The organism is Azorhizobium doebereinerae UFLA1-100, assembly GCF_000473085.1.
In the GTDB taxonomy this organism is placed as follows: Bacteria; Pseudomonadota; Alphaproteobacteria; order Rhizobiales; family Xanthobacteraceae; genus Azorhizobium; species Azorhizobium doebereinerae.
Genome location: NZ_AXBA01000038.1, coordinates 18,416 through 36,794 on the forward strand (window position 1 = coordinate 18,416; position 18,379 = coordinate 36,794).

Genomic DNA, 18,379 nt, shown 5'->3' on the forward strand with positions numbered 1-18,379 from the left:
TTGGCGGGGCTTGCAGCAATCGGTCGTGTCGCCGGCCGCAAAGGCGCAGGGCTGGCCCTCGCCGCGCTGGCGCTGGGCCTTGCCGCCTGCGGGCCGCGTCCCGGCGCGCTGACGCCGGTGGCGGTCGGCGCCCCGGGCGCCAGCACGGTCGACATCCTCGCCGCCACCACCCGCGCCCCGTCCGACGATCCCGCCCTGGTCTATACCGGCGAGCGCGGCAGCGCGCTGTCCTTCACCAATATCGTCGTCTCCATCCCGCCCGGCCGCGCGGTGGGCTCGCTGCAATGGCCGCAGGGCGCGACGGCGGATCCCGCCCGCGAGTTCGCGGTCACCTCGCTTGCCGCCGTGCCGCGCTCCGGCGTGCTCGACTGGTTCAAGGGCCACAGCACCCGCAAGCACCGCGTGCTGGTGTTCGTGCACGGCTTCAACACCCGCTTCGACGCGGCGGTGTTCCGCTTCGCCCAGATCGTCCATGACACCCAGGCCGACGCCGCCCCGGTGCTGTTCTCCTGGCCCTCGCGCGGGCAGGTGTTCGATTATCTCTACGACCGGGAGAGCACCAACTTCTCCCGCAACGACCTCGCCTATGTGCTGCGCGAGGCCGCCCGCAGCCCGGCCGTGAGCGAGGTGGTGGTGATGGCCCATTCCATGGGCGCGTGGCTGACGGTGGAGAGCCTGCGCCAGATGGCGCTCCAGGACGGCCGGATCCCGGCGAAGATCTCCAACGTGGTGCTGGCCTCGCCCGACCTCGACATCGACGTGTTCCGCCGCCAGGTGGCGGAGATGGGGCCGAGCCGGCCGCCGATCACCATCTTCGTCTCGCGCCAGGACCGGGCGCTGGGCGTGTCCCGCTTCGTCGCCGGCGGCGTCACGCGGGTGGGCGCGGTGGACCTGACCCAGGACGCGACGGTCGCCGAGCTGGAATCCGCCAAGGGCATCACCGTGATCGACCTCTCGGCCCTGACCAATGGCGACGCCCTCAACCACTCGAAATTCGCCACCAGCCCGGAGGTGGTGCAGCTCATGGCCACGCGCCTCGGCTCCGGCCAGGAGATCGGCGACAGCGGCGCGCCCAAGGGCGCGGAGGCGGCGCAGGCGTTCGGCACCGCCGTGGGCACGGTGGCGGCCGCGCCCATCCTCATCTTCACCGGCGGCGGCGGCCGCTGAGGCGTGCTGCCCGGCCGGCCTCATCGCAGCATGAAGCCGATGGCCACCGCATTGGCGATGTCGATGAAGAAGGCCGACACCAGCGGCAGGATGATGAAGGCGGTGGGCGCCGGGCCGTGCACCTTGGTCACCGCCGTCATGTTGGCGATGGCGGTGGGCGTGGCGCCGAGGCTGATGCCGGTGAAGCCGGCCGCGATCACCGCCGCCTGGTAGCTGCGGCCCATGGCCGGGAACACCACGAACAGGATGTAGAGCGCCGCCCCCAGCGCCTGGAGCCCGAGCACCACCACCAGCGCCGGCCCGAGGCCGCCCAGCGTCCACAGCTGCATGCTCATCAGCGACATGGCGAGGAAGACGTTCAGCGACAGATCGGAGACCAGCGCCAGCGCCGGGGTGCGGGTCGGCCAGGGCGCGCGCGGCAGCAGGCGCGGCACGATGTTGGTGAGCACAATGGCCACCAGCAGGCAGACCACGAACAGCGGCAGCTTGAGGCCGGTCCTTTCCACCGCGTCCTCCAGGCCGTAGGCGATCAGGATGGCCATGTTCAGCACCAGCAGGGTGCTGAGGATGTCCACATGGGTCACCTTGCCGGTGTCCGCGCCGGCCGCTTCATCCGGTAGGCCCATCATGGGGGCGGCGCCGTCCTGGCCGCGCAGCTTTTGGCGGGAGATGAGGAAGCCGGCGATCGGCCCGCCCAGCAGGCTCGCCACCACCAGGCCGAGCGTGGCGGAGGCGATGCCGATTTCCATGGCGTTGGGCAGGGCGAAGCGCTCGGTGATCAGCGGTGCCCAGGCGATGGTGGTGCCGTGCCCGCCGATCAGCGACACCGAGCCCATGAGCGGCGCGACGCCGGGCGGCAGGCCGAGCAGGCCGGCGGCGGCGAGCGCGATGCCGTTTTGCAGCGCCAGATAGACCACGGTGGCCAGCAGCAGAAGCAGAAGGGGGCGGCCGCCGGCCATGAGGTCGGCGAGGCGGGCGTTGAGGCCGATGCCGGTGAAGAAATACAGCAGCAGCATGTCGCGGGCGCCGAGATCGAAGCTCACGGCGACATTCAGCACCTTGTAGCAGGCGAGCGTGGCCAGCGCCGCCACCAGCCCGCCGCTCACCGCCTCCGGGATGTTCCAGCGCCGCAGCGGCGCCAGCGCGCGGTTGAGCCCGGAGCCCAGGAAGAACACCAGGATGGCGATGGTGAAGGTGAGGAGGCCCGAGACCTGGAGCGTGGCCGGAATCATGAGGTCTGGTTCCTCCCGGTGGCGCCGGCGGCGGCGCGCATGGTCCGCCGCGTGCTCAGAACGAGCCGACCGCGCTGCCGATGGCGATGACCGCGACGAGCGCGAGGATGGCGCTGACCACCGCCACCATGACGATGTCCAGATAGCTCTTGGCGTGGGTGGAGCCGCACACCGCCAGCAGCGTCACCACCGCGCCGTTGTGCGGCAGGCTGTCCAGCGTGCCCGAGCCGATCACCGCGACGCGGTGCATCAGCGCCGGGTCGAGCCCGGTTTCGGCGGCGATCTTCATGTAGGAGGCGCCCAGCGCGTCGAGCGCGATGGTGAGGCCGCCGGAGGCCGAGCCGGTGAGCGCGGCGAGGATGTTGGTGGCCACCGCCAGCGAGACCAGCGGGCCGCCCTCAATGCCCAGCACCCAGGTGCGCACCAGCTCGAAGGCGGGCAGGGCCGCCACCACGGCGCCGAAGCCGACCAGGCTGGCGACGCTGAAGGCCGGCAGCACCGAGGCGTTGGCGCCAGCGTCCATGCTGGCCCGCAGGTCCGGCAGGCGGCGGAAATTGCAGGCGATCAGGGTGAGGATGGCGGCGGCCAGCGCCACCGCCACCGACCACACGCCGCCGACGGCGGAGAGCGTGGTGCCGCCCCAGCGCGGCTCGGCCAGGTAGCTCACGTCGAGGCGCGGCAGCACCACCATGGACATGATGAGGTTGACCGCCACCACCACCACCAGCGGCAAAGCGGCGATGAGCACCGGCGGGCCCTTGTGGGCATGGGCGCCGTGGCAGATCTCGGCGGTGTCGAATTCATGCGAGGCGGTGGCGCGTTCGCGGATGAACTGGTCGTCGGACAGGCCCTCGGTATCCACCGCCACCGGGTCGCCGAAGCCCTCGCCGCGGGCGCGGGCGACGCGCTCGGCCCGGTTGAGCCACCACATGCCGAAGCCCAGCATGATGACCGAGGCGATGACGCCGAGCCCCGGCGCCGCGAACGGCGTGGTGCCGAAGAACGGCATGGGGATGGCGTTCTGGATCGCCGGAGTGCCGGGCATGGCGGACATGGTGAAGGTGGAGGTGCCGAGCGCGATCGCCGCCGGCATCAGCCGGCGGGGGATGCCGGCGGAGCGGAATAGCGCGGTGGCCATGGGCGCCAGCACGAAGAAGGCGACGAACAGGCTGACGCCGCCATAGGTGACGATGGCCCCCGCCAGCACCACGGCGAGGATCGCCCGCTGCTCGCCGAGGCGGCGGGTCATCTCGTCGGCGATCACGCTGACCGAGCCGCTGTCGTCCATCAGCTTGCCGAACAGGGCGCCGAGCAGGAACAGCGGGAAGAACTGCGCCACGAAGGTGGCGGCGTTGGTCATGAAGGTCTGCGTCCAGTGGGCGAGCAGCGGCTCGCCCGCGAAGGCGGCGGCGACGAGCGCCGCGGCCGGCGCCAGCAGCAGGATGCTCCAGCCCCGGAAGGCGAGGAACAGCAGGAGGCCGAGGCCGATCAGGATGCCGAGGAGCCCCATGGGTCAGACGCCTTCCAGCAGGGTGTCGAGGTCGATGGAGGAGCGCTTGCCGATGCTGTCGCCGTCCCGCGCCAGGAATTCGTCCGCCGCGGTGCGGCCGGCGTCGCGCAGCATGGTGAGGAATTCCCATTCGGCGTTCAGCTTGGAGGAATAGCCGAGCGTCTGCATCAGGTCATTGCGCACCATGTGGATGCGCATCTTGGCCCATTGCGCGCCCTCGGTATTCTCCGGGCAGGCCACCTGCCGCAGCAGCGCGATCATGCGCAGCTCCTTCAGCAGCACGGCGTTGAACGACACCTCGTTCAGCCGGTTGAGGATCTCGCGCGCCGAATTGGGCGTGCCGGGCCGCTCCACCGGATTGATGGGGATGAGGATGGTGTCGTCCGAATCCAGCTCACGCACCAGAGGCGTCATGGTGGGGTTGCCGGAATAGCCGCCGTCCCAATAGCTCTCGCCGTCGATCTCGATGGCCTGGAACATGGTGGGCAGGCAGGCGGAGGCCAGCAGCACATCCGGCGTGATCTCGCCGTTGCGGAACACCCGGCCGCGCCCGGTGCGCACATTGGTGGCAGTGATGAACAGGCGGATGGGCGAGGCCTTCAGCCGCTCGAAATTGATCAGGTCGTCAAGGATGGCGCGCAGCGGGTGGGAATTGCCGGGGTTGAGGTCGTAGGGCGAATAGAGCCGCGACATCAGGTCCATGGCGACGAACAGCGGCGAGTTGTCCAGCGTCCAGCGGCCCATCATCTTGTCGATGGGGCCGCGCTGGAACGGGCTGAACCGCGCCGCCTCGGCGACCCGCTTCCAATAGACGTCCAGCGCCGCGCGGGCGCCCGGCGCGCCGCCGGCGGCATAGCCGTCCGCCAGCACGGCGGCGTTCATCGCCCCGGCGGAGGTGCCGGAGATGCCGTCGATCCTGATCCAGGGCTCCTCCAGCAGCCGGTCGAGCACCCCCCAGGTGAAGGCGCCGTGCGAGCCGCCGCCCTGGAGGGCGAGGTCCACGAGGACAGGCGCCCGCGCGTTTGCCGATGTTTCACTGGCCATGACGCTGTGCCTCTCCTGAAAGCCGAAATCCCGGTGCTGCCCCCGTCGCGGGTGCCGCGCGCCTCACGCCTGCGCCGCCCGCCGGCCGGGCTCGGGCGCCGTGTCCGGCCCGAACCAGGTCACGTAGAGCGCGGGCAGGAAGACGAGGGTGAGCAGGGTGCCCACCAGCAGGCCGCCCATGATGGCGAAGGCCATCGGCCCCCAGAACACCGTGGGGGCGATGGGGATCATGCCCAGCACGGTGGACACCGCGGTCAGCATGATCGGCCGGAAGCGGGCGCTGCTGGCCGCCACCACCGCGTCGAAGACGGACTTGCCGGCGGCGCGCTCGGCCTCGATCTGGCCGATGAGGATCACCGCATTCTTGGTGATCATGCCGATCAAAGCGAGGATGCCGAGGATGGCGACGAAGCCGAGCGGCCGGCCGGACAGCAGCAGGGCGGCGGCCACCCCGATGAGGCCGAGCGGCGCCACCGACAGCACCAGGAACAGCCGCTGGAAGCTCTGGAGCTGGAACATCAGCACCGTGAGCATCAGGAACAGCATCAGCGGCACCACGGCGAACACCGAGGCGCTGGACTGGGCGCTTTCCTCCACCGTGCCGCCGACCGTGATGCGGTAGCCGCGCGGCAGGCTCTTCGCCAGCTCCTGCACCTGCGGCGCGAGGCCCGAGACCACCGCCTCCGGCAGGGCGCCGGGCACCACGTCGGCCTGGACGATGAGGGTGGGCACGCGGTCGCGGCGCCAGATCACCGGATAGGCCTGGGCATAGTCGAACGTGGCCAGCTGGCGCAGCGGCACCGTGCGTCCGCTGGGCAGCGGCACCTGGAGCGTCGCCAGCGTCTCCAGCGAGACGCGCTGCTCGTCGGTGGCCCGCGCCACCACGTCCACCAGATAGATGTCGTCGCGCACCTGGGTCACCGGCGCGCCGGTGAGCACGGTATTGAGCACGCCTGCGAGACTCTGGGTGGAGAGGCCCAGCAGGCGCGCCTGGTCCTGGTCCACCCGGATGCGGATCTCCCGCGCCGGCTCGATCCAGTCGTAATTCACCTTCACCGCGTCGCGGTTGGTGGCCACCACCCGCGCCAGGTCGAGGGCGATCTCGCGCACCTTCTCCACGTCGGGGCCGCTGACCCGGTATTGCACCGGCCAGCCCACAGCGGGACCAAGCTCCAGCGGATAGACGCGGCCGATGAGGCTGGGGAAATCGTTGGCCAGCAGCGTGTCCAGGCGCACCCGCAGCCGCTCGCGCGCGTCCACGTCCTTGGCGACGATCACCGCCTGGGCGAAGAAGTCGTTGGGCAGCTGCACGTTGAGCGGCAGGTAGAAGCGGATGGCGCCGCGGCCCACATAGGTGCTCCAGCGCTCCACGTCCGGGTCGCTCTTCAGCACGGCATCGATGCGCCGGGCCACGTCATCGCTGGCATAGATGGAGGCGTTCTGCGGCAGCCGCAGGTCCACCAGCAGTTCCGGCCGGTCGGAGGAGGGGAAGAACTGCTTGGGAATGAGCGGGATGGCCAGCGCCGAGAGCACGAACAGCGCGACGGTGACCGCCAGCGTCGCCCAGCGCCACCTGAGCGCGAAGGTCAGCAGCGCCAGATAGAGCCCGACCACCCGGCTCGGCCCGGCATTGGCCTTCTTCGTGGGCGGCTTCAGGATCATCACGCCCAGCAGCGGGGCGAAGATCACCGCCACGACCCACGACACCAGCAGGGCGATGGACACCACCGCGAACAGCGAGAAGGTGTATTCGCCCGCCGAGGAGGCGGCAAAGCCGATGGGCACGAAGCCGGCGACCGTCACGAAGGTGCCGGCCAGCATGGCGAAGGCATAGGTGCGGAAGGCGAAGGTGGCCGCGCTCTCCTTGTCGTCGCCCGCCGCGAGGCGGTTGATCATGGCGTCGGTGGTGGTCATGGCATCGTCCACCATCAGCGCCAAGGCGATGATGAGGGCACCCAGCGAGATGCGCTGCATGTCGATGCCGGCCAGCTCCATGAGCGCGAACACCACCGCCAGCGTCAGCGGGATGGACAGGGCCACCACCGCGCCGGCGCGCACGCCGAGGCTGATGAAGGAGACGATCAGGATGATGCCGATGGCCTGCCAGAGCGAGGACATGAACTCGGCGATGGAATGGTCCACCGTCACCGCCTGGTCGGCCACCAGCACCGGCTCGATGCCGATGGGCAAATCGGCGGTGATCTCGTCCATCCGGGCCTTGATGGCGCGGCCCATGGCGAGGATGTCGCCGCCGTCGCGCATGGCGATGGCGAGGCCGATGGCCGACTGGCCGTTGGCCCGGAACTGCGGCTGCGGCGGGTCCACGGTGCCGCGCCGGATGCTGGCGATGTCGGCCAGCCGCAGCAGGCGCCCGTTCACCACGAAATTCACGTCGGCGATGTCGGCTTCCGAGGTGAAGGCGCCGGACACCGTGAGCGAGATCGCCTCCTTGCCGGTCTCCATCGTGCCGGCGGGGCTGACGATGTTCTGCCGTTGCAGCGCCGCCAGGACGGCGGCGCGGTCGATGCCGAGGCTGGCCAGCTCCTGCATGGAGAATTCGATGAAGATGCGCTCGTCCTGCGCGCCCAGGATCTCGATCTTGGAGACGTCCGGCACATGCAGCAGCTTGGAGCGGATGTCCTCCACATAGTCGCGCAGCTCGCGCTGCGAGAAGCCGTCGGCGGTGAAGCCGTAGATAATGCCGAAGGTGTCGCCGAACTCGTCGTTGAAGCCGGGGCCGACGACGCCGGCCGGCAGGGTGTGGCGCATGTCGCCGATGGACTTGCGCACGTGGTACCAGATGTCCGGCACCTCCTGCGCCGTGGCGCTGCCCTTCAGGTTGACGAAGATGGTGGTGACGCCGGCGCTGGTGTAGCTGCGCAGGAAGTCGAGCTTGGGGGTCTCCTGGAGCGTGCGCTCCAGCCGCTCGGTGACCTGGCGGACGGTCTCCTCGGCGCTGGCGCCGGGCCATGCCGCCTGCACCACCATTGTCTTGATGATGAAGGTCGGGTCCTCGCCGCGCCCCAGGCGCTGGTAGGCGAGGAGCCCGGCCACCACCGCCACGGCCATGAAATAGATGACGACGGAGCGATGCCGGAGCGCCCACTCGGAAAGGTTGAAGCCCCTCACAGGTCGGCCCCCAGGAGCCGGACCTTCTGCCCCGGATGCAGAGCCTGCACGCCGGCGGTGACCACCACCTCCGACGGCTTGAGGCCCTCGGCGACGGTGACGCTGGCGGGGGTGAAGCGCAGCACCTGGATGTTGCGCAGCGACACCGTCTTGGAGGCGGGATCGACGACCCACACCGCCGGCTGGTCCTTGACGCGGGTGAGGGCGCTGGCCGGCAGTTCGATCACCGGGCCGGTGTCGAGCTGGACCCGGCCGGTGACGGTGGTGCCGAGCCGCATGGCCTCGGGCGGATCGCTGAGGCCGACCCGCACCTGGAAGGTGCGGGTGACCGGATCGGCCTGCGGGGCCACCTCGCGCACCCGCCCGACGGCGGTGACGGCGGCATCCCCGGTCAGGCTCACCTGGATCAGCGGATCGCCGGGCAAAGCGGAGAGCAGCGCGGCGGGCACGTCGAACACCGCGTCCCGGCCGTTCTGCCGGGCCACCTGGAGCACGCTCTGGCCGGGCTGGACCACCTCGCCCGGCTCGGCCCGGCGCGCGGTCACGGTGCCGGCGGCATCGGCCTTCAGCTCGGTGAAGCCGAGGCGGTCCTGGGCGATCTTCAGCTGGGCCTGGGCATCGTCCACCCGCGAGCGCGCGGTGCGGAAGGCCTGCTCGGCCAGCTCATATTGCGCGCGCGGGGTGAAGCCGCGCTCCAGCAGGGCGCGCTGGCGGTCGTAGGCATTGCTGGTCTGGCTGAGCTGGGCTTCCGCCGCCGCCAGCGCCGCCTCGGCCGAGCGCAGCGCGTTCGTCTCGTTCTGCGGGTCGAGCCTGGCCAGCACCTGCCCGGGCTTGACGGTGTCGCCCACATTGACCAGCCGCTCAATGATGCGGCCGCCGATGCGGAAGCTGTAGCTGGCTTCGTTCTGCGCCTCCACATGGCCGGAGAGCGAGACCGTGTCGCCGGCCGGGCGGATGGCGGTGGTGACGGTGCGGACCGGACGGGCCTCAGGCGCCGCCGCCTCCGGCTTCCGGTCACACCCGGCGAGGGCGGCGGAACCCACCGCCACCACCGCCCAAACCGCCACTCGCCCGATTCCCGACCGCCCCATCTTGTCTGCCCTTTACTGAGCAGGCTCCGGCATCCCTCAAAGGCAACGAAGTCCCTGAGGTCACTCCCAGCCTTCAACCCTAGGTAAGTCGCGAGCTTGACACTGGAATGACGCAGGTGCAATCCGCAATTGCAACGTATGCACGTGCGCCGCCGCTCGGCATCTGCCGTAGATGTCGGTGAAAGCCGGACTGTATATGGTCTTTATTTCAGGGCTTGCGGTGCGGGCGCGCATCCGGATTCGCAAGTTTCCCGGCGTGGGTCGCAGTCTCGCCCATGCGCGGCGAGATGCAGGCGCCGCCGCGGGAAGCATTCCGACGCGCGGTGAAGCTCACGCTGCATGAGATGCGCCGCGCCCGCTTGCCGCCTCCGCGAGGTCTTCTTTCCATCCGCTGCCGCAGTGCAGCAACGTCCCGCGCCGGCAACGGCCTGGGTGGGTCGCCCGGGCCGTGCCGGACGCCGGCGCGGGGGTGTCAGATATTGGTCCTATCTGCGCCCTTGAGCTGGAGGATCGCGCGCGCCTCGTCCGGTGTCGCCACGCCGAGGCCCAGGCCCTCGATGATCTTGCGGGCCAGTTTCACCTGGTCGGCATTGGAGGCGGCCAGCTTGCCCGGCCCGGCCCAGAGCGAATCCTCAAGCCCCACGCGGATGTTGCCACCCATGGATGCGGCCATGGCGGCGATGGGCAGCTGGTTGCGCCCGGCGCCCAGCACCGACCAGCGGTACTGGTCGCCGAACAGCCGGTCGCAGGTGCGCTTCATGTGCATCACGTCCTCCGGGTGCGGGCCGATGCCGCCCAGAAGGCCGAACACCGACTGCACGAACAAAGGCGGCTTCACCAGCCCGCGGTCGAGGAAATGGGCGAGGTTGTAGAGGTGGCCGATGTCGTAGCACTCGAACTCGAACCGGGTGCCGTTGTCGTAGCAGGTGGTGAGGATGTACTCGATGTCCTTGAACGTGTTGCGGAACACCAGGTCGCGGGTGTTCTCCAGATGGGTGCGCTCCCAGTCGAACTTGAACTCCTGGTACTTGTCCAGCAGGTGGTAGAGGCCGAAGTTCATGGAGCCCATGTTCAGCGAGGCCACCTCCGGCTTGAAAGTGGCGGCGGGCAGCACGCGCTCCTCCACCTTCATGTAGGGGCTGCCGCCGGAGGTGATGTTGATCACCGCGTCGGTGGCCTGCTTGATGCGCGGCAGGAAGCGGGCGAACGCCGCGGGCGTCTGGTCGGGCTGGCCGGTTTCCGGGTTGCGCGCATGCAGGTGCAGGATGGCGGCGCCGGCCTCGGCGGCGGCGAGCGCGTCGGTGACGATCTCGTCCGGCGTGATCGGCAGGTGCGGCGACATGGTCGGCGTGTGGATGGCGCCGGTGATGGCGCAGGTGATCACCACCTTGCGGGCGGAGGGCTGGCGGGCGGATTTGGAGGGGGGGGCGGTCTCGGCCATGGGTTGAGCCTTTCCTGAAAGAAGGGGGAGCGGCGCGTCGGGCGCCGGTGTCTGACGCGGATCTCTGGCGCCGATATCAGGCGCCGATATCTTGGGCGGCCTTGCGCTTGTGGGCGGCCAGCGCCATCAGCCGGCGGTCGCGCCACACCTGCCGGGCGCCGAGCTGGTCTTCCGGCAGGCGCTGGCGGCGCTCGGCCAGCACCGTCTCCAGCACGTCGCCGGCCCAGTCCACGCGGTGCCACTGGCTGGGCGAGATGCGCTCGTAGATCTGCTGGTAGCGCGCCACATAATCGGCCACCCCGCCGGGGGCGTTGAGGTCGATGGTCTCGAACGGCCCCATGAAGGACCAGCGCAGCGCCAGGCCCTCGCGGATGCCCACGTCGATGTCCTCCACGCTGGCATAGCCCTCCGCCACCATGCGGAACGCTTCCTCCAGCAGCGCGCCCTGCATGCGGTTCATGACGAAGCCGTCCAGCTCGCGCTTCATGACGATGGGCGACTGGCCGGCGGCGCGCATCAGCGCGGCGGCGCGGGTCATGGTGTCGGCGCTGGTCCAGGGGGCCGGCACCACCTCCACCGCCGGGATGAGATAGGGCGGGTTGATGGGATGGCACACGCACACCCGCTCCCGCCCCTTCAGCGCGGCGGAGAAGGCCGAGGGCAGCAGCGCCGAGGTGGAACTGGCGAGCACGGTGGAGGGCGCGGCGAGCCGATCCAGTTCGGCGAACAGGGCCAGCTTCACGTCGAGCACTTCCGGCGCGTTCTCCTGGGCGTGCACGGCCCCGTCCAGGGCGGCGGCATAGGAGGGCGCGGCGGAGAGGCGGGCGCGCACCGCGTCCGGGCTGGCGCCGTTCAGCAGGTCGCTGTCGGCCAGCGCCGGCAGCACGCCCTCGATATAAGCGAGCGCCGCCTCGGGCGCGTCGGCCGCCTGGTCGGCCAGGGCCACGTCGAAGCCGGCGCGGGCGAAGGTGATGGCCCAGGCGCGGCCGATGAAGCCGGAGCCGATAATGGCAATCTTGCTCATGGAAAGCCTTTCACATCAAAAGAAGAGGGAGGCCGGCGGCGGGCTCACAGCCAGAGCACCTGCCGCCTGAGGTCGAGGTCGCGGGCCAGCGGCCGGGCGGGGCCTTCGTGCATCACCTGCCCGCGCTCCAGCACCACGGCGCGGTCGGCCAGGTTCAGCACCACGTCGAGATGATGATCGACGATCACCAGCGCGAGCTGGTGGCGCAGCCGGTCGAAGGCATCGAACAATTCCTCCGTCACGGCGGGGGAGAGGCCCTCGAACGGCTCGTCCAGCAGCAGCACGCGGGTGTCGCCCATCAGCGCGCGGGCCACCGCCACCATCTGCTGCTCGCCGCCGGAGAGCAGGTCGGCGGCGGTGTCGAGCCGCACCTTCAGCCGGGGGAAGAGGTCCAGCACCTCTTCCTCGCTGAAGTGCCGGCCGGCGCCGGTGATGCGCTTGAGGCGCCCCAGCTCCAGATTGTGGCGCACGCTCATGCCGTGGAACAGCGCCCGTCCCTGGGGCACGTAGCCGATGCCACTGCGGGCGATGGCGGCCGAGGACAGGCCGGCCAGCTCCGTGCCGGCGAGTCGCACCGAGCCCGAGGCGGGCTTGACGATGCCGACGATGGTCTTGAGCAGGGTGGACTTGCCCGCGCCGTTGCGGCCGAGCAGCGCCAGGATCTCGCCCTCGCGGGCCGCCAGCGAGACCTCGTTGAGGATGCGGCTCTTGCCGTAGAAGGCATCCACCTTCGACAGCTCCAGCAGCACCGTGTCCGTGGCGGCCGAGACAAGGTCGCGGGCGGCGAGCGCGGCGGCGCCGGAGCCGATATAGACGTCCTGCACGCGCTTGTCGGAGCGGGCGTCCGCCACCGTGCCGTCCACCAGCACGGCGCCGTCCGCCATCACGGTGACGGCGTCGGCCAATTCGAACACCCGGTCGATGTCATGCTCCACCAGCAGCACCGGCACGGCGCCGGAAATCTGCTTGATGAGGTTGGAGACCCGCGTGCGCTCGGCGGCGGCAAGGCCGGCCAAAGGCTCATCCAGCAGCAGCACGCGCGGGCGGGAGGTGAGGGCGAGGCCCATGTCCAGCAGCCGCTGGCCGCCATAGGACAAGGCGCCGGCCTCCGCCTTCTCCATGCCGGCGACGCCGAGGAAGGCGACCATTTCCTGCGTCTCCGCGCCGATCTCGCTGATGTGGGCGGCGTCGGTCCAGGGGTCGAAGCGGCGGGCGTGGGTGGCCTGCACGCCGAGGCGCAGGTTCTCGTAGACCGAGAGGGTGGGGAACAGGTTGGTGATCTGGAACGAGCGGGCGAGCCCCTTGGCGCAGACCTGGTGCGGGGCCAGCCCGTCGATGCGCGCGCCGGCGAGGCGGATCTCGCCGGCATCGGGCCGGAACATGCCGGAGATCAGGTTGAACGCCGTGGTCTTGCCGGCGCCGTTGGGGCCGATCAGGGCATGGAGCGTGCGGTCGCGCACCGCCAGGGCGCCGTTCTGCACCGCCTTGATGCCGCCGAACGAGCGGGCGAGGCCTTCCGCCACCAGGATGGGACCAGCCTCCCGCCAGGGCGCGTGGCCTTTCAGCGAGGGCGGCAGCGGGCGCAGTTCGGCGCCGGCGCGCTGGCCCATGGCGGAGCCTTCCTCGCGCGCCTTGCGCAGGGGGGCGAGGAGGCGCGCGGCCACCCCGACGAGGCCGGTGGGCGAGAACACGATGAAGCCGACGAACAGCAGGCCGAACCAGAACAGCCAGTTGGGCGTCCACATGGACAGGAATTCGCGGAACAGCACGAAGAACAGCGCGCCCAGCGCCGGGCCGAGGAAGGAGCGCATGCCGCCGATCACCACCATGGCCAGCAGCTCGCCGGAGAAGGCGATGCTCACCGGGTCGGCCGAGGCGAAGCGATGGTGGAACACCATGAGCGCGCCGGCGAACGAGGTGAGGCCGGCGGACAGCACGAAGCAGGCGAGCTTGTAGAGCGTGGTGTTGTAGCCGATGAAGCGCGCCCGCTGCTCGTTCTCGCGGATCGCCACCAGCACCGCGCCCATGGGCGAGCGCACGAAGCGCTGGAGGACATAGACCACCACCAGCGCCACGCCCGCCACCACGGTGTAGAACGGCCACGCCTGGTCGAGGTCGAGGCCGAAGGCGGCGCCGCGCTTGACCCCGCCGAGGCCGTTCTCGCCCCCCGTCAGATCCGTCCAGCGGAACGCGACGGTGTAGAGCAAAGCGGTGAAGGCGAGGGTCAGCAGCGAGAAATAGACCCCGCGCCGGCGCAGCACCACGAAGCCGATGGGAATGGCGGCCAGCGTCACCAGCGCCATGGCCGGCAGGGCGAGCACGAGGCCGGCATCGGGAAAGACGTGGCGTTGCAGCAGCGCCGCGCCATAGGCGCCGAGGCCGAACCATGCGCCATGGCCGAAGGAGACCAGGCCGGTGTAGCCCACCAGCAGGTTGAGGGCCATGCAGGCGAGCGCCAGGATGGTGATGTCGGTGGCCGAGGTCAGCGTCAGGCCGAGCGCCGTGACCGCATGGGGCAGCAGGATCAGGCCGGCGGCGGCGATCAGGAGATTGGCGTGGCGGGCGAGCATCGTGCCCCCTTTCCCGGAGCTTGCGGGGACGGCCTTGAGGCTGGTGGTGGGCTGGAGCATGGGGGCCTCCTCACTCGAACCGTAGGATGCGTTCGCCGAACAGGCCGCGCGGGCGGACCAGCAGCACCAGCAGCATCAGCAGATACATGGAGGCCTCGGCGGCGGGCGGGACGAAATAGATGGTCAGGCCGCGCACCACGCCCACCAGAAGCCCCGCCGCCACCACGCCCCAGAACGAGCCGAGGCCGCCGATCACCACCACCACGAAGGAGGCGGTGAGGATCTCCACCCCCATGGCCGGATGGACGCCGGAGATGGGGGCGAGCATCACGCCCGCGAGCCCGGCAAGGCCGATGCCGATGGCCGCCACCGCTGTGAGGTAGGGCCTGAGCGAGATGCCGAGCGCGCCCACCATGTCCGGGTTCTGCACCCCGGCGCGCACCACGCGGCCGAAGGCGGTGCGCTGGAGCAGCAGCCACAGGCCGAGCACGGCGGCGGCGGCCACCACCAGGATGGCGATGCGGTAGCGCGAATAGATGAAGTCGCCGATGAACACCTGCCCGCGCAGGAAGGGCGGGATGGCGAACGGGATCGGCGTGGCGCCGAACGCCATGCGCAGCGCCTGCTCGATCACCATGGCAAGGCCGAAGGTGAGCAGCAGGCTGAGGATCGGGTCGGCGCGGTAGAAGCGGGAGAACAGCAGCCGCTCCACCACGACGCCGATCAGCGCCACCGACAGCGGCGCGGCGACGAAGGCGGCGGGAAAGCCGAAGCGGTTGCCGATCTCCACCGCGATATAGGCGCCGATGGCATAGAAGCCGCCGTGGGCGAGGTTGACGATGCCGCCCAGCGAGAAGATCAGCGACAGGCCGAGCGCGATCAGCAGATAGGCGACGCCGACCAGCAGGCCGTTGAGCAATTGCTCGATCAGGAAGACGAGTTCGACAGGCATGGCTTGATCCGTCCTGAGGGCGGCCTGGGGCCGGGCGGTCCTGCGCGGTGCCGGGCACGCGGCGCGGTCCGGCGGCCGATGGCCGCGGGGCGGGGCTTAGGCGTGCCCGGCCGGCGGGCGGCGCCGGCACGCCGCCGGTTCCCCGTCCCGAACGCGACGCGGGATGCGGGACGGGGAACCGGCCGCGCAGGCGGCGATGCGGGCGCCGCCTGCGCGTGGCGCGCGTTCAGGCCGGGAACGTGCAGGCGTTCTCCGCCGGGGTGGGGGCGATGGCGTCCAGGGCGTCGTCGGCGCCGGGGACGGCCTTGCCGAGCACCATGAGGTCCCACTGGTCCTTCACCTCGGCGACGGGCTTGGCGGTGATGGTGTACATTTCCTGGATCAGCTGGTGGTCCCAGGCGCGGTAATAGCCCTGGCGCTCCTTCAGGATGTCGAGCTTGGGCTCCTTCTCGAAGAAGGAGATGATCTGCGCGCTGTCCGTGCTCTTGGTCTCGGTCATGGCGCGGGCCACGCTCTTGGTGGCGACGTAATCGCCCCAGGCCTGGTTCTCCGGCGGCTTGCCGTACTTCTTCACGAAGGCGGCGACGAACGCCTTGGAGGCCGGCGCGCTCACGTCATGGTGCCAGATGCAGGGCCACACGCCGCCGAAATTGCCCTTGCCCGCGCCCCAGGCCACGGCGGTGTCGAAGCCGAAGCCGCCATAGGGGAAGGGCAGGCCGAACTCGGCATATTGCTTGATGAAATTGGTGATCTGGTTGCCGGCCAGATTGGAGATCACCACGTCCGGCTTCACCTGCCGGATCTTCAGCATGTAGGCGGAGAAGTCGGAGGCGTCGGTGGGCACCAGTTCGTCGGCGATCACCTGCCCGCCATTGGCGTTGATATAGAGCTTGGCGACGCGGGAGAGGTCGTGGCCGAAGGCATAGTCGGCGGTGAGGAAGAACAGCTTCTTGCCCTTCACCAGCCCGTCGCGGAGCATGGCCGCGCCCACCGCCTTCACATATTGCGTGTTGGCGCCCTCCACATGGAACATGTAGCGGTTGCAGTCCTTGCCGCGCAGCGCGTCGGAATTGCCGCCGGTGTTGACGAACACGATCTTGTTGCGCGCCGCCACCTGCGAGATGGCCAGGCACGAGGCGGACGAGATCTCGCCGATGATCACCGCCGCCTTGTCGCGCTCGATATAGCGCTCCGCCTTGGCCGAGGCGGTGGCGGGGTTGACGCTGTCCTCCATGATCAGGTTGACCTTGCGGCCGTTCACGCCGCCGGCGGCGTTGATCTCCTCCACGGCGAGCTGCACGCCCATCTGGCCATAGGCGCCGAGCGGGCCGAGGAAGCCGGTGAGCGGGGTGAGGTGGCCGAAGGTGATGGTGTCGGCCTGCGCCCTGACGATGGCGGGCATGCCGACGCCGCCCAGCACGGCGGCGGCGCCGAGGCCCTGGAGGACACGGCGGCGAGGAAGGGGCGCGGACAGACGAGTAGCGTCGAGGGGCTTTTCGGTCATGGCGTTTTTTCTTCCCTATGGCTCCGTTCGCGGACCGCAGGAGGTTGGCGCCATGGCGGGCGGGTCCTCCTTGCGTCGTGCGACGGAATGGTTGCCGATTGGCTCGGCAATCTGTTATCTGTGATCACACTTAGCAGACGACGGTGATGAAACACAAGCCTCTCCCCGCAGACCCCGCCCCGGCGGTTGACGACACGCTCGGCGAGCGCATGGGCCGGATCGTCCGCCTGACGCTGGCCGACACGGTCTATCGCGACCTCAAGGACCTGCTGCTCTCCGGCCGCGCCGCGCCGGGCGAGCGCTTCACCCTGCGTGGCCTCGCCGCCGCCATCGGCACCAGCGCCATGCCGGTGCGCGAGGCGGTCTCGCGCCTGGCGGCGGAGAATGCGCTGGAGGTGCTGCCTAACCGGGCGGTGCGGGTGCCGCTGATGCCGCGGGCGCGGTTCGAGGAACTGCGGCTCATCCGCTCCAGCCTGGAGGGGCTGGCGGCGGAGACCGCGGCGGTCCACGCCAGCGCGGAGGACCTGGAGGAGATCCTGCGCTGCGAGCGCCTGTTCGCCGCCGAGCGCGAGAAGAAGAAGCCGGACGGCGCCGCCGCCATGCGCTTCAACAAGGATCTGCACTTCGCGCTCTATCGCGCGGCGGGCATGCCCACCCTGTTCGCCATGATCGAGAGCCTGTGGCTGCAGATCGGCCCGGTGCTTAACCTCGATTTCCAGGCCGGCCCGGAGCGCCTGCGGGCGGGCGAGGCGCATATCCACCACGCCGCCCTGGTCGCGGCCCTGCGCGCCCGCGATGGCGCGGCGGCGCGCCAGGCGCTCCTCGCCGACATCTGGAGCGCGGGCGATTTCATCCTGTCGCGCGGCATCCTGCCGGACTGAACCGGTCGCCGCGCACCCGAACGAGAAAACGGCACAAGCCGAGGGAGTGACGCCATGGATCTGGGAATTGCCGGCCTGCGCACCATCGTGACGGCGGGGGCGGGGGGCATCGGCCTTGAGATCGCCAGCGCGTTCGCCCGCGCGGGCGCGCGGGTGGAAGTGTGCGACGTGGACGAAGGGGCGCTGGCCGCCCTGCCGCAGAGCGATCCGGCCATCGCCGGCTCGCTGTGCGACGTGTCCGACCGGGCCTCGGTGCAGCGTTTCATGGACGGCGCGCTGTCGCGGCTCGGCGGGCTTGATGTGCTGGTGAACAATGCCGGCATCGCCGGCCCCACCGGCCGGGTGGACCAGATCGACCCCGAGGACTGGGACCGCACGCTGGCGGTGGACATCACCGGCCATTTCAACGTCACCCGGCTGGCGGTGCCGGCGCTGAAGGCGAGCGCCAACCCGTCCATCATCGGCATTTCCTCCGCCGCCGGCCGGTTCGGCTTTCCGCTGCGCTCGCCCTATGCCGCCGCCAAATGGGGCGTCATCGGCTTCATCAAGTCGCTGGCCATGGAGCTGGGCGAGTTCGGCATCCGCGCCAATGCCATCCTGCCCGGCTCGGTGGATGGGCCGCGCATCCGCTCGGTGTTCGAGAACAAGGCGCGCGAGCGCAACCTCTCCATGGCCGAGGTGCAGGCGATGGCGCTCTCCGCCACCTCGCTGAAATGCCTCATCCCGCCGCGCCACCTGGCGCACCTGGCGGTGTTCCTGGCCTCGCCCGTGGCGGGCACCATCTCCGGCCAGGCCATCGCCGTGGACGGCGACCTGCAGATGCTGGTGTAGGCC

General features: G+C 70.2%; 13 protein-coding genes. 3 read left to right on the plus strand and 10 right to left on the minus strand.

The window, feature by feature from the left end; all coding sequences use genetic code 11:
* Positions 1-1,167 (plus strand): alpha/beta hydrolase, encoded by a 1,167-nt coding sequence (locus YU1_RS30675; protein WP_245263415.1) that lies wholly within the window; start codon positions 1-3, stop codon positions 1,165-1,167.
* A 20-nt stretch (positions 1,168-1,187) separates the two neighbouring features.
* Here the strand turns inward: YU1_RS30675 and gltS are convergent, their stop codons facing one another.
* The 10 genes from gltS to YU1_RS0122070 all read right to left on the minus strand — a co-directional run bounded on the left by gltS (position 1,188) and on the right by YU1_RS0122070 (position 16,664).
* Positions 1,188-2,399: a sodium/glutamate symporter gene (gene gltS / locus YU1_RS0122025; protein WP_035716320.1), complete on the minus strand. Its 1,212-nt coding sequence runs from the start codon at positions 2,397-2,399 to the stop codon at positions 1,188-1,190.
* Between the two features lie 55 nt (positions 2,400-2,454).
* Entirely contained in the window at positions 2,455-3,909 is a 1,455-nt protein-coding gene (locus YU1_RS0122030; protein ID WP_029005926.1) for a GntP family permease, read from the minus strand.
* A 3-nt stretch (positions 3,910-3,912) separates the two neighbouring features.
* On the minus strand, positions 3,913-4,953 hold the full coding sequence (locus tag YU1_RS0122035) for a patatin-like phospholipase family protein (RefSeq protein ID WP_029005927.1): 1,041 nt from the start codon (positions 4,951-4,953) through the stop codon (positions 3,913-3,915).
* A gap of 63 nt (positions 4,954-5,016) precedes the next feature.
* Positions 5,017-8,082, minus strand: a complete 3,066-nt coding sequence (locus tag YU1_RS0122040) for an efflux RND transporter permease subunit (RefSeq protein ID WP_029005928.1) — start codon at positions 8,080-8,082, stop codon at positions 5,017-5,019.
* Positions 8,079-9,149 (minus strand): efflux RND transporter periplasmic adaptor subunit, encoded by a 1,071-nt coding sequence (locus YU1_RS0122045; RefSeq protein ID WP_425339173.1) that lies wholly within the window; start codon positions 9,147-9,149, stop codon positions 8,079-8,081. The genes YU1_RS0122040 and YU1_RS0122045 overlap by 4 nt, the downstream gene beginning before the upstream one ends.
* Positions 9,150-9,645: 496 nt before the next feature.
* Entirely contained in the window at positions 9,646-10,614 is a 969-nt protein-coding gene (gene kce, locus YU1_RS0122050; protein WP_029005930.1) for a 3,5-dioxohexanoate:acetyl-CoA acetone transferase, read from the minus strand.
* A 76-nt stretch (positions 10,615-10,690) separates the two neighbouring features.
* The gene (locus tag YU1_RS0122055) at positions 10,691-11,638 is read right to left on the minus strand and encodes a 3-hydroxyacyl-CoA dehydrogenase (RefSeq protein ID WP_029005931.1); all 948 of its coding nucleotides are present in this window, start codon (positions 11,636-11,638) and stop codon (positions 10,691-10,693) included.
* 44 nt (positions 11,639-11,682) lie between these two features.
* Complete coding sequence (locus YU1_RS0122060) at positions 11,683-14,208, minus strand: branched-chain amino acid ABC transporter ATP-binding protein/permease (protein WP_029005932.1); 2,526 nt, start codon at positions 14,206-14,208, stop codon at positions 11,683-11,685.
* Between the two features lie 70 nt (positions 14,209-14,278).
* Positions 14,279-15,160: a branched-chain amino acid ABC transporter permease gene (locus YU1_RS0122065; protein ID WP_029005933.1), complete on the minus strand. Its 882-nt coding sequence runs from the start codon at positions 15,158-15,160 to the stop codon at positions 14,279-14,281.
* Positions 15,161-15,386: 226 nt separating this feature from the next.
* Entirely contained in the window at positions 15,387-16,664 is a 1,278-nt protein-coding gene (locus tag YU1_RS0122070; RefSeq protein ID WP_035716322.1) for an ABC transporter substrate-binding protein, read from the minus strand.
* A gap of 146 nt (positions 16,665-16,810) precedes the next feature.
* On the opposite strand from YU1_RS0122070, the gene YU1_RS0122075 reads away from it, so the two are divergent.
* Together YU1_RS0122075 and YU1_RS0122080 are read left to right on the plus strand one after the other, a co-directional pair.
* On the plus strand, positions 16,811-17,545 hold the full coding sequence (locus YU1_RS0122075; protein WP_084540041.1) for a GntR family transcriptional regulator: 735 nt from the start codon (positions 16,811-16,813) through the stop codon (positions 17,543-17,545).
* Between the two features lie 54 nt (positions 17,546-17,599).
* On the plus strand, positions 17,600-18,376 hold the full coding sequence (locus YU1_RS0122080) for an SDR family oxidoreductase (protein WP_029005936.1): 777 nt from the start codon (positions 17,600-17,602) through the stop codon (positions 18,374-18,376).
* Positions 18,377-18,379 lie beyond the last annotated feature (3 nt).

Bases quoted from the DNA above. Each gene is read 5' to 3' on its own strand.
- gltS (WP_035716320.1), bottom strand. From the start codon at position 2,399: ATGATTCCGGCCACGCTCCAGGTCTCGGGCCTCCTCACCTTCACCATC.
- YU1_RS0122030 (WP_029005926.1), bottom strand. From the start codon at position 3,909: ATGGGGCTCCTCGGCATCCTGATCGGCCTCGGCCTCCTGCTGTTCCTC.
- YU1_RS0122035 (WP_029005927.1), bottom strand. From the start codon at position 4,953: ATGGCCAGTGAAACATCGGCAAACGCGCGGGCGCCTGTCCTCGTGGAC.
- kce (WP_029005930.1), bottom strand. From the start codon at position 10,614: ATGGCCGAGACCGCCCCCCCCTCCAAATCCGCCCGCCAGCCCTCCGCC.
- YU1_RS0122055 (WP_029005931.1), bottom strand. From the start codon at position 11,638: ATGAGCAAGATTGCCATTATCGGCTCCGGCTTCATCGGCCGCGCCTGG.
- YU1_RS0122060 (WP_029005932.1), bottom strand. From the start codon at position 14,208: ATGCTCGCCCGCCACGCCAATCTCCTGATCGCCGCCGCCGGCCTGATC.
- YU1_RS0122065 (WP_029005933.1), bottom strand. From the start codon at position 15,160: ATGCCTGTCGAACTCGTCTTCCTGATCGAGCAATTGCTCAACGGCCTG.
- YU1_RS0122070 (WP_035716322.1), bottom strand. From the start codon at position 16,664: ATGACCGAAAAGCCCCTCGACGCTACTCGTCTGTCCGCGCCCCTTCCT.
- YU1_RS0122075 (WP_084540041.1), top strand. From the start codon at position 16,811: ATGAAACACAAGCCTCTCCCCGCAGACCCCGCCCCGGCGGTTGACGAC.
- YU1_RS0122080 (WP_029005936.1), top strand. From the start codon at position 17,600: ATGGATCTGGGAATTGCCGGCCTGCGCACCATCGTGACGGCGGGGGCG.